Source organism: Sinorhizobium sp. 6-70 (assembly GCF_030124375.1).
In the GTDB taxonomy this organism is placed as follows: Bacteria; Pseudomonadota; Alphaproteobacteria; order Rhizobiales; family Rhizobiaceae; genus Sinorhizobium.
Genome location: NZ_JASKLS010000010.1, coordinates 174,085 through 189,875, shown reverse-complemented (window position 1 = coordinate 189,875; position 15,791 = coordinate 174,085). Strand labels below are relative to the sequence as shown.

Here is a 15,791-nt window from a genome sequence, read left to right as displayed (position 1 = left end):
CCGTCAGGGTTTCGGCCGAACCGTTTTCTGCGCGTCAATGGCAGCCGCTGCTGAAGATGGCAAAGCGGCCCGCGCCGTGTGCTGCGCGGCATACTGGGGGCGGATTCGATCAGGACGTGCAGTTCGGGCAGCAGCAAAACGTCGGCCAGCCAGGGATACGATGGGTTTACGCGTCGACATCGGCGCCTTCATCTTCGGTGGGTTCGGCTTCGTCGTCGCCTAGCGCGGCGAGGTCGTCATCGCTGATCACATCGTCCGGGCCGGGCCGCCAACCGCGCAGATTCACTTGGCCGGTGACAGCATCGGCAATCAGACGGTCGCGGTATTCGCGGATGAGGGCTATCTCGCTTCGAATCCTCTCGATGGCGATATCCTGTTCCGCTGTCGCGGTTTGAAGTGCGGACAGAATTTGATCCTGCTCGTCGAGTGGTGGTAGAGCAACACGGAAGTTCTTTACGAAGCCGAGCGGCACGCGCTGCTGGCCTGCGGCGCCTGTCATTGCATCGGCTCCGAGAACTCGGAACGTTCTCAGTGACAACAGCTTTGCCAAGAACGCTGGCCGGATTCGCCGTTCTGTCGCCCTGAGCACAATGAACTCCGTTGTGCCAAAGCCAATCTCGGTTGGCAGTTCGTCGAGCAATCCGCCCTTGCCGTTTTCGAAACACGGCGTGATCTTCGCCATCACCACGTCGTTGCGACGGAAGTAGGTATAGCCCTCCCAAACCTCCGATGTCTTCCTGCTCTCAACGCTCTGTAGCTTTCCTTCTGTTGTGATGCACTCCATCGGCAGGAACGATACCGAGGCATCACTGAGGCGAAACGAGGCACTCTCCGACCGTGACGGATTAAACGCCGCGACGTGCTTGATCTTGCACGTTTCCCAATGCGCAGGGATGCGTGGAATCCAGTCGATTCCTGAATCGCGTTTCTCTGTGTTCGTATCACGACCTTGGGTAACTGCGCCTTCGATGATGGTTTGCTTCTGCTCGGTCAGCAGCCCGATCAAATCGCGTTTGGCCTTGATGAAGCGGGCGATGTGTGCATCCTGCGTACGCAGGTAGGCGACGATCTGGTCTTGCTCGGGCCGTGGCGGTTGCAGCAGTGTAATGTCGAGGAACTGGTTCGGGTAAAGGCGTAGTCGCGAAGAACGGATGCCGGTCGAGCGCCCGATATATTCCGCAACATAGGCGCGGATGCGCAGCAGATAGTCCAGATATTCCGGATTGAAGCTATCGACACAGTGCGGGCGATAGACTCCGTAGGCCGGACTGACAATGCCTACGTGCCTGCTTGTGCCAAGGGCCGCCATCCACGCCCACAGCGTATTGATAACTATGTCGCCGGGCTGGCACAGCTTGGAACCGATGTAGCTAGCGGCCTTGAACATGGTGACGTTTTTCTGGCTGCGCGGTGTAACTCCAGTGAGATGAGAAACGGACAGCAACTCCTCGTGGCCAGTGTGCGAGCGTTCGTCAACCTCGCGGAAAAAGGTCTTCGCACGCTGTTCGTTCCAGTGTTCTGGCACTAGCGGCAGCCAGCGCATACGCGCCGGACGATAGCTCGGATAAACGCTACCCACCACCATCACGCTGTCCCCACGATCTTTTGCAGTAATCCTTCAGTTTGCTGCTCCAGCTTCAGGATGTCGGCACGGATGTCGCCCAGCGAGCGCAGCGGAGTCGGTTTGTAGAAGTAGCGAGCGAAGGAAATCTCGTAGCCGATCTCGGTTTTCTCGCCGTCGATCCATGCGTCCGTCGCGTGCGGCAGCACCTCGCGTTTGAAAAATGCATCGATGCCGCCCGGTTCCTTTAAAGGCACCTGCTCGGTGTCACGCAGGTCGGCATCCGGCTCGTACCACACTATTTCGCGATGCTTTGCACTTTCGATGAGATAGCGTCCATCGAAACTCGGAATGAAGGTATCCCCGGCTTGAGTTTGTGCCGCTTGGCGATCACCTCCGGTGCGGTTTCATCACGCCAGCTCACGGCCTTGAATATAGCTTTCTTATCCGTCGCAGTGGGTTTCTTCTCATATGTTCTCATCGCCGCATCGAATTCCACCCGGAAGACGTTGTGGTCGTCGAACACTGCATTGCCCATAACCTTCTGTGCCAGCAGCGCCAGATCGAGCAGCGCCTTGTCCCGTAGCCAGGTCGTGGAATCAAGCAACTTCTTTCGGCGTTTCTCCGGCACGGCTTTCATCGCGGACGTACGGTTTTCGTCACTGTCCTCGGTATCGTCCTCATCGTCGCCGTCACCCTTGAGCCATGCTTCGATTTCGGGCTTAAGCCTGACGAAGTCGGTGTACAGTTTGTCACCATGCTCGGCGTAGATCTCAGTGCGCAGCGCCTCGTCGCCGCTGGCGAAACGCAGGGTTTCGATGGCACTGGTTGTCAATTGGGTTTTCAGACGTAGCGGGCGTTCGACCGTGATCTTCCAGTAGCCGAAGTCCTGGGTGTCGAACCATTTACTCTGCGCCGTATCCCGCGCTTCGCCCAGATATAGGTCAAGAATGCGCTGGATATCGGTTTCGCCCAACTCGCAGTTCTTCTTCCCGAGATTGCGGCGCAGCGGCGCGAACCACTGGCTGGCGTCGATCAACTGCACCTTTCCCTTCCGGTACGCAGCCTTCTTATTGGCCAGCACCCAGATGTAGGTAGCGATCCCGGTGTTGTAGAAGATGTTGAGCGGCAGGGCGATGATGGCTTCGAGCCAGTCGTTCTCCAGCACCCAACGGCGGATATTGCTTTCGCCTTGCCCGGCGTCGCCGGTGAACAGTGCAGAGCCATTGTGGACGAGAGCGATGCGGCTTCCAAGTGTGGTGTCATGCTTCATCTTGGACAGCTTGTTCACCTGGAACATGAGCTGTCCGTCGCTGGAGCGGGTGATGAGCTTGAATTCAGCATCGCCGCCGTGATTGACGATGAAGCGCGGGTCGCTGAAATCCTTCTTGCCGCCCATGCGCACCAGGTCGGTCTTCCAACTCTTGCCGTAGGGTGGGTTGGAAATCATGAAGTCGAATTCGCGGCTGCGGAACTGGTCAGCAGACAACGTGGATTTGTCTGCCCCCCCAACGATGTTCTCCGCTTCCGCGCCTTCGCCTTTCAACAGCAGGTCGGCCTTGCAGATGGCGTAGGTTTCATCGCTGATTTCCTGCCCGAACAGGTGGATGGATACATCCTTGCCGTGCTGCTCGGCCAGCTCCTGCAAGGCTTCCTCGGCAACGGTGAGCATGCCACCCGTGCCGCAAGAGCCGTCGTATAGCGAATAGGTAGAAGACTCGATGCGCTCAGCCACAGGCAGGAACAGTAGTTTGGCCATGAGCTTGACTACGTCACGCGGGGTGAAGTGCTCGCCCGCTTCTTCGTTGTTCTCTTCGTTGAAGCGGCGGATCAACTCCTCGAACACGGTTCCCATGCCGTGGTTATCGAGCGCGGGTAGCTTGATACGCCCGTCGGCGTCCTTGACCGGCAACGGCGAAAGATTGACCTCGGGGTCGAGAAAGTCTTCGATCAGGTAGCCAAGGATATGGGCATCGACGAGCTTCTGTATCTGGTTGCGGAAACTGAACTTGGTAAGGATTTCCTGCACGTTTGGCGAGAAGCCGTCCAGATAGGCGATGAAATCCTCGCGCAAGCGCTGCCCGGCGGCGCTGGCCTTGAGGTTGGCCAATGTAAACTCGGAAACATTGTAGAAGGCTTGTCCGGCAGCGGCCTGTAGCGCCCCGTCCTGATTTGCCACTTTGGCATTGTCCAGCAGTCTCTTGCGTTCCAGGACCGCCTGCTTGGTCGGTTCCAACACCGCATCGATCCGCCTTAGCACGGTGAAGGGCAGGATCACGTCTCGATACTTGCCACGCACGTACACGTCGCGCAGACGGTCGTCGGCGATGTTCCAGATAAAGTCGGCGACCCACTTGATCTGGCTTTGGTCTTGCTGTCGTTTCCGCATCATCAGCGCTTCAATTCTTCGTCCAGGAATATGTTTATTCGCACGCACGTTTGGCTTACGTCGGTTTTGTGCGTCACGACTAATGACATCTGTTGGTGGGTGGGTACAACCCGATGAAGCCAATTCTGCTTTATCAATCCACCACCACGAATTCAGTCGCCAGTGGTGCCGGTTGACCGAGGCGAACCTGAATTATCATGGCTCGATCACCCTAGATCCCGATCATTGCGAAGAGGCGGGAATCCTGCCGATGGAGTTCGTAGAGATCTGGAACAAGAACTCGGGTGCGCGAATCTCAACCAACGTCATTCTTGGCGAACCTGGTTCGCGCTGTTGCATTCTCAACGGGGCGGCCGCGAGGACTTGTCAGCCCGGAGACGCGATCATCGTCTGTAGCTCAGTCTATGTGGATGAGGGCAATATCACGGGTCTGAAGCCTAAGGTGCTGACGTTCGACAACCACAACCGCGTTTGCGATCGCCTGAGCTATTCAGTAGACGGCCACGCCGAGGGCCGGTACACATTCAGCATCCTCGATACGGGAGGCGAAGAACTCCCAATACCCCTCCTGGTGGCTGGCGTTTAAACCGGCTAGTGGCCTGAGCTCAACGTTGTGTAGGGGAGTAAAGTCCTCAGGCGGTCCGCATCGAAATCTGGGCGGCATCCTGAAGCGCGCGCTCCAACCTGAGTACGGCTGTCCGCTGAGGACGATTCACGGGTTGTTCGAGATAGTAGTTCCCTGGGCCGGGCGTCCTTGCAATGAGAGGACAGATCTCTAGGCCCAAGGACTCGGCCAATGGGCCACACACGGGAACGTGTCCGATCGCCAGTGGGAGATGCCGAATAGGCGAAGGACAGGCCCAAGATTCATTTCTGCATCAAGCGACCGCGCGTCACGGTCGAGCCAGCGAGCCAGTCGGATTGCTTCTGAATGGCGAGCTTCTCCGCCGTCGTTCCGAAAGGCTCCGCGGGATCCGAGCATCGTAAAAGCCGGCGATGATCCGGGAGCGCAGATCTCGTTTTCTGTCCCGGCATCCTGGAGATGGGTTCTGTGACACTCCCGCGGGTGCCAATCCCTCGGTGCAGGAATCCTTCATCTCAGTCCGAGATAGGGGATGTTTCCAAGTTTCTTGTCGGGTTTGCTTTTCGAAAATGCCGTGAATCCGGGTCGTTGCAATTGGCGCCGGCTTTCATCGTAATATACCGAGAGGATACCGGTTATAAGGAATTGGAAGCCGGGATGCTTCTCATTCGGGCCCGGATCGCTCCGAGGACTGGCACATGCCGCGGACTAGCACGTGGAGGCCGCGTATGCGCCCTCTCGACATGACATCATTTGATGAGTACCGGAATGATCCGAATTCGAGAGGATGGCGCTGATGTCGGATGCAGTGAAGAAATGGATGGCCGACCGGCGAGAGCACAGGTTTCCGAACACTGTCGCCATTGCCCACTTCTCGCCACACACGCAGATGGTGACCCTGGACCAATACGAGAAGGACGACCTGCCGAAAGCCTTGGAGGCTGCGGATCACGCCAAAGTCGTCGAAATCATGGCAACCATAAGCCACGAGATGGCGCATTGGGCGGATATCGTGGGAACGATCTGGGGACGCGCGTACCTGAAGCGCATATATCAGGAGTTCAGGCTACTGCCGACGAAAGACAGGCCCCCAAGGGAAAGCGATTTCGCCTCATTCATCGACCTTCATGACGAAACACGTCGCCTGACCTTTCCGAAGTACTACCAGACCGTCTTCGAATCCAAGGAGACGCATAGTGCCAGACACCCGTGGCAGATATCGATTTCCGCGGGCCAGGAGATTGACGCGTACGGCCGACTGGATCCCAGCAGGCCAATCCTCTTCGTCTGCTTTCACGACAACAGGACCGGCGACCGCCTCATCCGCCAGCCGATGACGGTCGGTGCTCTCCTTGAGACCATCGCAGTTGCGTCCGAATACGACACTATACGCGCGATCCTGATGGGCAAGGTGCCTGCAGGCAAGCAGAAGGAGGTCGGTGAGGGAATTCACGGTGGCCTTCTATCCCGGCTTTATGAACCGTCGCTCACGCTATATTCCGCGCCGGTGCATCTCCTCGCGCACTTCGCCCAGATCAGTGACGCAGCGCTGGCCTACGACCTCGCGGCTACCATAGCACACGTGTGTCTCAACCTTTGCGAACGTCAGTTCAGAGATATTTTGCTTCCCGACAGAATGGCTCCGTGGTCAGCAATCTTCCCATCCTTCAAGGAACGGGAGAACCGTGCCTTCGCGTTCGCGGTTATCTGTTCAAACCTCAGCCATTGGCGGGACGGAAACGATAAAGACACGTGGATCGACGCCGCTTTGAAGCAAAGCGGACTGCCAGGGCGACGATCGATCCTGGAGCGGGCACTCGAGGCAATCGCAATGCAGGAGCCCGGCGGTCGGGGAACCTATCTCGACGAGGCTGAAAACTACATGCTGGAACTCGGACTTGGAGTTGCCATTGGAAGACAGAAGGGTCCGACGTTCGGCCCCGTGCAGGCGCATTCCTACGTGGGTGTCATCCCGCCAATGTTTGATTCGAACGGTGATATCTACTCGCTTCCCGACAGCCGCTTCGACTTCGCACGGTTCGACCCTGAAACTATGATCAGACTGGACGAGAGCCTTTACGAATACACACGGAATCTTCTGACCGGCTGCCGCTGACGTGTACGACCGCCACGTCTCCCGGACATGCCGACAGCGCGGCTAGCTGACATACTCGATCGGCCCCAGACCGAAAGGCACGGTTTCCGTGACCCGGTACCCACCATCGAATTCCTCGATGGCCTTCCAGGCCTTCAGCGAGGCCAGCAGGTGCGAGATCTCGTTGCCGTTCTGCCCCTTGACGTAACCATACGCCTCGATCAGGACGCGGCCGGCTTCGGCAAGGTCATCTTGCATTACCTTGCCTTTCACGGCTTCTATCTGGTTCATGTAGTGCAAGAGTGCCGCCTCGCCATAGCCGATGGGCTGCGCGAAGACCCGAAGCCATGACAGGGCAATAGCAAGCAGGAAGCTGGGGAACGTCACGGGCGGTGCCGTGACGAGGCCCGGAAGAGCGCTTCCGCCTGCGACGCTCAACAATGCGGCCGGGATGGATTGAAATGGATCGCGCGCAAGATTCGAAAGTTTCAGGGAATACGCGAGCTGTCGGCGCTTGCGCACCAGCAACATGCCGAGCACGCCCTCGCGCCGTGGCCCGATAGTTTCGTCAGGAAGCCGATTCCACTCGCTGTCGGCGTTCCTGGAGAGCTCTTCGCCCGCCTCGACGATCTGGGCGTCGGTCATCTCCGCCAGCCGGCACGGGGCTGGAAGACGAGCAATCAACTCCCTGATCATCGCAATCTGATCTGACATTGGGGAATTCGAGTCCTGCATCTTGCTCTCTTACGACCTGCCCACGATCTGGGCGTTGAATCAAATGTTTCGGTATCGCTAGCACAATGGCCAGAGACGCTGAAGATTCGACGCGAATCCTTCGACGTTTTCAGTTTTGTGATGCTAGATCGACGGCGGCGAATCCTTGGGTTTACGACTTCGTCTCGAGGGAGTCTTCACCGCCGCCGGCGCGATCGGGACTGAGGCCTTCGAAAGGTTGAGGATATTTTCTACGACAAGCGAGATGGCCGGCTCTTCGTTTGCGATGTAGGAAGGACTCCTGTCTTCAATCCTGGGGACCGGTTTCTTTTCGGCCCATTGGATCGCCTTGCCGTCGGAACCCTTGCGCTTCTTCTTCTCGAAGATGTCGCGGTAGCGGCGAGGGGAGATGCCGATGAACGGCTCGAAGAGCACCTTCGTATATTGCTCGGACGGCGAGAAGGTGATCGAATCCTCGTGGAGGTCCTTCGCGTGGCTCTTGGGATAAGGCTCGAGGAAGACCACGCGCCGGATACCGGAGGACACGATGTGCTTGGCGCACATGTGGCAGGGGAAGGTGGTCGTGAACATGATCGAGTCCGCCAAGGCCTTTCCCTTGCGAGCGGCGTCGGTGATCGCGGACATCTCGGCGTGGATGATGCGGCCGAATTCGATGATGTCCATGACCCTCGAATCCGAGATGAGCCGCTCGGTCATCATCTTCTTGACCTGGTTCGTGGTGGCTCCCTCCTTCTCAAGCTTGTCGGAGAGATAGCCGAGCTGGCCCATGCGGTCGACGAGGTCATGGAGCAGCCGGAGCTTTCGGCTATGGTTGCCGTCCTCTCCCTCCTCGAAATCCCGGTGGTGCGAGCCAGCATCGTCGCACCAGTAGGTTCCGCCAAATGCCTTCGGCACTTCGTTGCAGCCCAGAGTGATGACCTCGCCCCGTTCCGAGAAGATCGCCGCCCCAATCTGTCGTGACAGGTCAAGCGACCGAAGGGACGCGCCTGCCGCAGCATACATTCCGTACTCGGCCTTCGTTGGAGACAGGCCGTTATGACCGAAGAACGCGTTTACGAATCTTTCGACGACTTCCTTCGCCTCCCGTCCTCCCTGGCCGGGAACAAAAACGTCCCCGAGCGGGAAGACATCGGACACGCGCTGCCCGAAGACCTCGTCGACCTCATTGTGGTCTCGTGCGATGAGGCCGATCGCTTCCTTCTCCGCTTCCTCGTCTTCAATGATGGCGGTACCGAATCCCTTTATCTTCCTCATGATCTGGCGTCGGCGTTCGTCCGGATCGGAGTAAATAGAGACCTGCACGAACTTCCGGCCGTAGACTGCGCGAAGGAGGGCGATCTCCTCCTCTCGTTTTAGCTGCCGGATGATATAGGCCGTGCCGAGAGCAGGCTGGTCGGGTCGGCGCTTGCCGTTTCGGCGGGTCCTCACGCGTCGAATGTCGCTTATTGCAAGGCAGGCGAGGGCGGCGTTGTTGTTTACGCTGCGCCGGACGGTGTCCGCGTGACTGATAAGCGACGCATATCTGTGCACGTAGCTGGATTCATCAATCACAATCTGCGGCAAGACGTCCCGCATTACCTGTGTGATGTGGATGACCTCGCTGGCATACTGGACTTTCGCCAGAGCTTCCGTCAGGAACCCCACCACTGCGTCGAGGTCGACACCGATCGGCCCGACGAGTCCTACGACGATTTCCGGATTGTCGACTGTCGCTGTAGTTGTCACTCGTAGCTCCTAGGGGAACATTAAGACCGTGATGCGATTATCCATATCGCTGGTTCGTTAATATCGGTATTATCGAGTCGGATCACTTGGAGGGTGTAGTGATGAAATCAAACCTTGCCGTGCAAGATAAATCCTCAAGCGAGCAGCGCGGCGACGAACTGCGCGCGATCATGAGAGACGCCGTCAAGAACGTCCTCGAGCGACCCGAGACCCTACGTGGTCCATACGTTATCCGGGACGCAGATCTAAAGGCCAGCAGCGGTCGCTGAACAGCTACCGAGCGCTCGCCTCCCCCGAATAGGCTCTGGCAATGGCTTCCATGCGCCTTTCGGAAGTTCCTAACGATAACCAAGCATGCAGGCTCGTAGAGACGGGTTATCCTCACTGAGATCTACTTGCAGGCTAAAACCTCTTGCCCATGCCTGACAGACGGCAGTGGATGTTCGTCACACCGAGCTCGGGCATGCGAGCAGGCTCCTCGTAATCCGCTCTCTTCAGGACAACCTCCATGTGCGACTGCGCTGTGTTCACAGAGTGGACACACAGGTCATGCGAGCCCGATGTCAACAATCTGGAAGCGGAAATGCGGTCGCCGAGCCGTCGGGGCGGAGTTCACCGCCAAGCGGACGCCGGGGCCTGCGGGCGGGCAAGGCTACTCCCAGCGGGCCCTCCAAGGTAGCGTCCGGCGCCGGTCCGGCCGGAGGTTCCATCGAGCCAGTGCTTGAGGTGCACGCTGTCCCGTTCTCCCCCGCTCGTCGCTCCGGCCGGATCCGGCTCGGCGGGTCACGAACAACATCGCGACGGCCGCCGGCCGGCGAATGCAGACGCCGGGCGCGTCGAGCCTCGCCCGCTCGCGGGCCTCCGAACCACGCCGCGGGACAGCGGGCACATGCCACGGCGCGGACGATCCAGTAATTTTCCATTCATCCTTAATAGTGTACGGAAAATTAATTCATGAATCCCGCGTGAATCGCAGAATTGTCAACAATTAATCGGGATCATCGGCATCTGCCCCGCGCAGGATCAGGTTGTCAACAAATACGAGCCCGTTGCATCGACCGCGCTGTACATGAGAGTAACCGTTTTTATATTCAAGTCATGCATGAAATGTGCTATAGTCGCCGGTTGAGAACGCGGAGATGCTGCCGGCGTCCTTCGTTTTTGAAGCGGAACGCCGGCCGGCAAGGCAGCGGTTCGAAAAGCGCCGGTCCAGGCGGCGACGCCCGCGCGGCGGCCGACTTCGCTCCCGCCTGCAGAAGGTCGGGCTCGTCCGGCCCCGGAGAATTCCGCCGTCGCGCGCGCAGTGACAAGAAGCGGCGCCGCCGGGGCGGCCGGGGCCATGCGATCGTCGAAGCGGGGCCCGAAACAGCGCGCATGAGGACACGGCCAGGGAGGTGCTGCGGTGACGCCGAGGATGACGGAAGGACGGAGGAGGCCGGCGCCGCGCACGCGCTGCTGCAGCCGCGACGAAGTGGCGAGGCTGCTCCGGGCGGCCCACAGGGGAAGGGGCGCGCAGGGTGGGCGCGGACAGACTGTCCACCTCGCCAGGTTCATTCTCGTCGCATTCTACACCTGCACGCACGCGTCGGTGATCGAGCTGGCGTCCTTCGAGAGGGAGGAGGGGCTGCCCTGGATCGACCTCGAGCGGGGCCTGTTCTACCGCCGGCCCGTGGAGGAATACGAGTGCCTCTCGGCTTGGGAGCGCGACGCCGAACCGATCCTGATCCCGCGGCCGCTTTTGGAGCACATGAGGCGATGGCGGAAGAACGGCGCGCTCCGCCCGTCCGGGCACGTCGGAAGCCTTCGCCGCTGCCGCATGGAGCTTGGCAGGCTGGCGCGCGCCGTCCTCGGCGCGGAGCGCGCGCCGCGGATGACCTTCCAGACGCTGCGGCGCACGGGCGCGTCGTGGCTGCGGCAGGGCGGCGTCTCGACGGACGTCGTCGCGCTGTTCTGTTCGCGGCGGCCTGAATTCACAAAGGCGCTGCTCTGGGGCGTACGTCCGTGCCAGGAGCAGGTCCACTATGCCTTCGCCAGGGCCAAGACCGAGGAGAGGCGTCGGCGCGGCGCGGGACCTGCGTCGGACAACGGTTTCGTCTAGGGCCGCGGAATGGAAGCCAGGACACCCATGGTTCCGGCGGACGTGTCTCTCCGCGAGATGGAAAGGCTGCTCGACCGTCTCGCGGTGGAGGTCGTCGCCATGGGACGAGATGGAGGCGTCCTCGTCGGGCTCTACGCATGGCTCGAGGACCAGCTCGCGCGGCGTCGCGCGCATCACGCCGTCCTCGCCTCGGCGCGCGGGCGGGTCAGACGATTGCACGGTCGAACGGCAGCACGATCTTGAGGAGCTGGTCCCGCTGCCATTCCAGGGATCCGCCTTGCCCGTACTCCGGCCGCGCGGCCGTGTGTCCGAACAGGATGGCGCGCAGCTCGGCGTCGACGCCCGCCACCTTCATGCGGTCCTCGAACGAATGGCGCAGGGAGTAGATCTTGTGCCTGGGGGTCGGAAAGAGTTTATGGACCCTGAAGTGCTTGTTGAGGACGGCGGAAAGGGCGTCGGCCCGGTCCCGATAGCGCGGAAAGCCTCGGGGATGCTTGCGGAACACCGCCAGCGCGAGGCCGACGAGCGGTATCTGCCGGTAGGACGAAACCGTCTTGACCTCGCACGGGCCGAGCTCCTCCTCGTCGTCGTCGTCGGGGCGCGTCTGGATGTCGATGTACGGCACCGGCGCGGCGAGGACGATCCTCTCCGGCGGCAGGTTCGCCAGCTCGCTCGGACGCGCGCCCGTGTCGACCATCGCCAGCACGATTCCTCGGGCCTGGTCGTTCAGCGCCCGAAGGGCGTCCGGCGCCAGGATCCGTTCTGCGATCCACGCCGTCGGAAACGGCGGGCGCCTTCTCGCCCTCTGGTGCCTGTCGCTGAAGGCCAGCTTGTCGAACGGATTGTCGATGTTCCTGACGCCGATGTGCTCGTGGTACTTCCGATACAGGACGCGCATGTTGCCGATGTCGCGGTTTCCCGAGGAGGCGGTGTGGGTCGGCCTTCGGCGCTTGCCGTCCTCGTCCGGCGGCGGCGCGATCCTCTCCGCCCACAGGTCGTAGAGCCTGAGCGCGTCCTCCCGCGTCACCTCGCCGATCGGCTTGTCGCCCACCAGGCTGGTGAAGTTCTTCAACGCGCGCTTCTTGACCTTGAGCCAGCTTCGTCTCTGCTCGCCGCTCTTGTTGACCAGCTCCGGCGCCGCGATCTTCTCGACGTAGAGCGCGAACGCCTCGGACAGGCGCACGCCGGGCCGCTCGACCACCCCCAGGACGGCGTTGGTCTCGGGCGAATTGGGCCTGTGCTCCAGCAGCACGCGCAGCCGATCGAGGATCTGCGCGCCGGTCTCGCCCTGCAGGATCTCCATCGTCGTGCGGTAGGTGAAGCCCAGTGCCGCGACGCGCCGGACGGCGGCCTCGTAGCGCCGCCTCGCCGCCTCGGCGGAGTCCGAGCCTAGGAGGGCGCCCCAGAGCTCGTCGTCCGCGCGCTCGTATCCGTCCCGCAGCGCCCGCGCCTTGGCGAGATCCCGCGTTCTGAGCGACGCCCGGACGGTCGGCTGCCGCTCGTCGAGGGCGGCGACGAGCCTCGGGACCCGGCGCCTGTAAAAATATATTCCGTTGCGGGTGATGAGGTATCTGTCGAGCTCTGTCCTCTCCACGGCGCCTCCTCCTGTGCCCCGGAAATGGTTCCCTAATGTGGCCCAAAAAGGCGCGGGCGTCAATCGGATCGAATAACAGGAGAGACTAAAATGTGTTTTGTAGCAATATAATAGGAGGCATTGTTGAAGCGGTTTTCCGGTGCGCGTTGCGCGCACCTTTTGTGCGTCTCGACCGCACCAAATTGAATTAAAAAGCCCCCGTAACCGTCCGGTTCTACGGGGTTTTTTATTTTCGGACTTCGAATTGCATGCGCTACGGCGTGATCCTTTGAATCGGGATCGATTTAAGGACAACCATGCAGAAACTCAAAGCTCCACAGCGACCTTGCGCGTCTGATTAGACGCGCGGCGCTGTAACGCCGTTGTTCCGGCACCGCGGCGCATCGCTGCAGCTGCAGGACCTCGCTTGTACGTCGCGCCGGAAGCTCAAAACGAACGCCTCCGGTAGCACCCGCGACCAAAATGCCATATTGTGTTGCTAAGGAGATCCATCAGGCGGCGTCGCCGACGCAAGTCTACGAACAAGCGAGTGGGGTCGCCGCCGCGCTGTGCCAGATCTGGCCATGGGGTCTCTGCAGCATTTCCGCCCGGCCCGAGTTCGGGCCACGGAGACGAAGGCGAGTTGTGTTTCGCCCGCGCACCGGTTCTGTGGGACCCTGCCGCGGTGGAAAATAGCCGTTCGTCGAAAAATCGGAAAAGTGGACAGAGACTGGACGCGAATCCGCTCGCCATCGCGGAATTGTGAAAAGCGGTCAATATGATGGGGTGACAGAGCGGCGAACCTGCTGCATGATTTCTTATATCCGATTCGACTTACGGATAAGACCTGTAGCAATTCAAAGTATTACGGTGCCCGTTGCGCCATTTGGAAAGCGCCGCGCGCCGTAAGGGAGATGCGGGTGCTCACCGTTGGCCACTGCTTCGGCATCCGCTAGCTAAACCGCAACGTGTTGAGGAACTTTGGAGGCAGGAAACAGTTCACTGTAAGCAGGGAGCCAACAGGCAGCGAACCCGTCTCGGTTGACCGGCCTCCCGCGGGAGAGCATGATGACAAGGAGTGAATCTGACGTCTTCGATCTCTTTTCAGAGATCTATACAAGTGCAGCGCAAGAAGAGATAAGTCTGCAAGAATATCTCCTCGCCTGCCGCGACGACAAGAGTATGTACGCCACCGCGCAGGAGCGCATGGTGGAAGCCATTGGAGAGCCGACCCTCGTCGATACGAGCGCGGACGAGCGTCTCGGGCGAATCTTCGCCAATCGAACCATCAAGATCTATCCCTCATTCTCTGACTTCTATGGCATGGAGGATACGATCGAGCGGATTGTCGGCTATTTCCGCTATGCCGCGCAGGGCCTGGAAGAGCGCAAGCAAATTCTCTACCTCCTCGGGCCGGTCGGCGGCGGCAAATCTTCGTTGGCGGAGCGGCTCAAGAAGCTGATGGAGGCGCGTCCCATCTACACATTGATGGTTAACGGCAAGATCAGCCCCGTCTTCGAATCCCCGCTCGGTCTGTTCCACCCGGAACGCATGGCGGATCTTCTCGAGGACAAGTATGGAATCGCGAGACGGCGGCTCACCGGTCTGATTTCGCCTTGGGCGGCGAAGCGGCTCGACGAAGTCGGCGGCGACATCTCGAAATTCAGCGTCGTCAAACTGGTGCCATCCCGCTTGCGCCAGATCGGCATCGCGAAGACCGAACCCGGCGACGAAAATAACCAGGATGTCTCCTCCTTGGTCGGCAAGGTCGATATCCGCCAGCTCGAAAATTACAGCCAGGCGGATCCGGACGCCTACTCCTACAGTGGCGGGCTGAACCGCACTACACAGGGGTTGCTTGAATTCGTGGAGATGTTCAAGGCGCCGATCAAGGTCCTCCACCCGTTGCTGACGGCGACCCAGGAGGGCAATTACAACGGCACCGAGAATTTCGGCGCGTTTCCCTACCAGGGCACCGTCCTGGCGCATTCCAACGAATCCGAGTGGCTTCAGTTCAAGAATAACAAGAACAATGAGGCTTTCCTCGACCGCATCCTGGTGGTCAAGGTGCCTTATTGCCTGCGCGTCACCGAAGAGAAGCTGATCTACGAGAAGCTCCTTCGTGAAAGTGAACTGGTCGATAATCCTTGCGCGCCGGAAGTTCTGGAGTGCTTGAGCCGGTTCACGGTGTCGACCCGCCTTGCTCCGCATGAAAACTCGCCACTTTACACGAAGATGCGGGTCTATGACGGCGAGAACCTGAAAGACACCGATCCGAAGGCGAAATCGGTACAGGAATATCGTGACGCCGCCGGCGTCGACGAGGGTATGACGGGCGTCAGCACCCGCTTTGCCTTCAAGGTGCTGTCGGAGACCTTCAACTATGACACCAAGGAGGTCGCCGCCGACCCCGTGCATCTGATGTATATCATGGAGCAGGCGATCAAACGCGAACAGTTTGCCAAGGAAATCGAGGCAAGCTATCTCGACTTCATCAAGTCGGAATTGGCCACGCGCTATGCCGAATTCATCGGCCACGAGATCCAGAAAGCCTATCTGGAATCCTATAGCGAATACGGTCAGAACCTGTTCGACCGGTACATCGCCTACGCCGATGCATGGCTTGAGGACCAGGACTTCAAGGATCCAGACACTGGACAGATCCTCAACCGGAAGGTTCTCGATAGCGAGCTGTCGCAGATCGAAAAGCCGGCAGGCATCGCCAATCCGAAGGACTTCCGCAACGAGGTGGTTAAGTTCACATTGCGTGCCCGCGCCAAGAACAGCGGCCGCAATCCCTCCTGGACGAGCTATGAAAAGCTGCGCGAAGTCATCGAAAAGCGTATGTTCGGTCAGGTCGAGGATCTGCTGCCAGTCATCAGTTTTGGCTCCAAGAAAGACAGCGCCACCGAGAAACAGCATGCCGAGTTCGTCCAGCGCATGATTGAACGCGGATACACCGAACGGCAGGTTCGGAGGCTCGTCGACTGGTACATGCGAGTGAACAAGGCGGGCTAAAGATGCGTACGTTG

11 protein-coding genes are annotated in these 15,791 nt (G+C 59.7%); 5 read left to right on the top strand and 6 right to left on the bottom strand.

Going from position 1 to position 15,791, the window contains the following annotated elements; translation table 11 throughout:
* Positions 1-166: 166 nt before the first annotated feature.
* From QN222_RS20000 to QN222_RS19990, 3 genes are read right to left on the bottom strand one after another with little or no spacing between them, the layout of a single operon-like run.
* Complete coding sequence (locus QN222_RS20000; protein WP_283962711.1) at positions 167-1,585, bottom strand: restriction endonuclease subunit S; 1,419 nt, start codon at positions 1,583-1,585, stop codon at positions 167-169.
* Complete coding sequence (locus tag QN222_RS19995; RefSeq protein ID WP_283962710.1) at positions 1,585-1,860, bottom strand: hypothetical protein; 276 nt, start codon at positions 1,858-1,860, stop codon at positions 1,585-1,587. The genes QN222_RS20000 and QN222_RS19995 overlap by 1 nt, the downstream gene beginning before the upstream one ends.
* Positions 1,860-3,953: a class I SAM-dependent DNA methyltransferase gene (locus tag QN222_RS19990; RefSeq protein WP_283962709.1), complete on the bottom strand. Its 2,094-nt coding sequence runs from the start codon at positions 3,951-3,953 to the stop codon at positions 1,860-1,862. The genes QN222_RS19995 and QN222_RS19990 overlap by 1 nt, the downstream gene beginning before the upstream one ends.
* Positions 3,954-4,122: 169 nt before the next feature.
* On the opposite strand from QN222_RS19990, the gene QN222_RS19985 reads away from it, so the two are divergent.
* The gene (locus tag QN222_RS19985) at positions 4,123-4,536 is read left to right on the top strand and encodes an aspartate 1-decarboxylase (protein WP_283962708.1); all 414 of its coding nucleotides are present in this window, start codon (positions 4,123-4,125) and stop codon (positions 4,534-4,536) included.
* Positions 4,537-5,329: 793 nt separating this feature from the next.
* Positions 5,330-6,649: a hypothetical protein gene (locus tag QN222_RS19980; protein ID WP_283962707.1), complete on the top strand. Its 1,320-nt coding sequence runs from the start codon at positions 5,330-5,332 to the stop codon at positions 6,647-6,649.
* A 42-nt stretch (positions 6,650-6,691) separates the two neighbouring features.
* Here QN222_RS19980 and QN222_RS19975 read toward each other — a convergent pair whose 3' ends face one another.
* Positions 6,692-7,342 carry a hypothetical protein gene (locus QN222_RS19975; protein WP_283962706.1) on the bottom strand — a complete coding sequence of 217 codons (651 nt, stop codon included), beginning with the start codon at positions 7,340-7,342 and terminating at the stop codon, positions 6,692-6,694.
* Between the two features lie 144 nt (positions 7,343-7,486).
* The gene (locus QN222_RS19970; protein ID WP_283962705.1) at positions 7,487-9,088 is read right to left on the bottom strand and encodes an anti-phage dCTP deaminase; all 1,602 of its coding nucleotides are present in this window, start codon (positions 9,086-9,088) and stop codon (positions 7,487-7,489) included.
* Between the two features lie 1,402 nt (positions 9,089-10,490).
* On the opposite strand from QN222_RS19970, the gene QN222_RS19965 reads away from it, so the two are divergent.
* The gene (locus QN222_RS19965; RefSeq protein ID WP_284005565.1) at positions 10,491-11,186 is read left to right on the top strand and encodes a hypothetical protein; all 696 of its coding nucleotides are present in this window, start codon (positions 10,491-10,493) and stop codon (positions 11,184-11,186) included.
* Positions 11,187-11,195: 9 nt separating this feature from the next.
* The gene (locus tag QN222_RS19960) at positions 11,196-11,429 is read left to right on the top strand and encodes a hypothetical protein (protein WP_283963931.1); all 234 of its coding nucleotides are present in this window, start codon (positions 11,196-11,198) and stop codon (positions 11,427-11,429) included.
* Here QN222_RS19960 and QN222_RS19955 read toward each other — a convergent pair.
* Positions 11,392-12,780 carry a DUF6538 domain-containing protein gene (locus tag QN222_RS19955; protein ID WP_283963930.1) on the bottom strand — a complete coding sequence of 463 codons (1,389 nt, stop codon included), beginning with the start codon at positions 12,778-12,780 and terminating at the stop codon, positions 11,392-11,394. The two genes, QN222_RS19960 and QN222_RS19955, sit on opposite strands and share 38 nt — an antisense overlap.
* A 1,047-nt stretch (positions 12,781-13,827) precedes the next feature.
* Here QN222_RS19955 and QN222_RS19950 point away from each other — a divergent pair.
* Positions 13,828-15,777 carry a PrkA family serine protein kinase gene (locus tag QN222_RS19950; RefSeq protein ID WP_283963929.1) on the top strand — a complete coding sequence of 650 codons (1,950 nt, stop codon included), beginning with the start codon at positions 13,828-13,830 and terminating at the stop codon, positions 15,775-15,777.
* Positions 15,778-15,791: the final 14 nt, after the last annotated feature.

Coding starts and splice junctions, on each gene's coding strand:
- QN222_RS19960 (WP_283963931.1), top strand. CDS start 11,196: ATGGAAGCCAGGACACCCATGGTTCCGGCGGACGTGTCTCTCCGCGAG.
- QN222_RS19975 (WP_283962706.1), bottom strand. CDS start 7,342: ATGTCAGATCAGATTGCGATGATCAGGGAGTTGATTGCTCGTCTTCCA.
- QN222_RS19980 (WP_283962707.1), top strand. CDS start 5,330: ATGTCGGATGCAGTGAAGAAATGGATGGCCGACCGGCGAGAGCACAGG.
- QN222_RS19950 (WP_283963929.1), top strand. CDS start 13,828: ATGACAAGGAGTGAATCTGACGTCTTCGATCTCTTTTCAGAGATCTAT.
- QN222_RS19990 (WP_283962709.1), bottom strand. CDS start 3,953: ATGATGCGGAAACGACAGCAAGACCAAAGCCAGATCAAGTGGGTCGCC.
- QN222_RS20000 (WP_283962711.1), bottom strand. CDS start 1,585: ATGGTGGTGGGTAGCGTTTATCCGAGCTATCGTCCGGCGCGTATGCGC.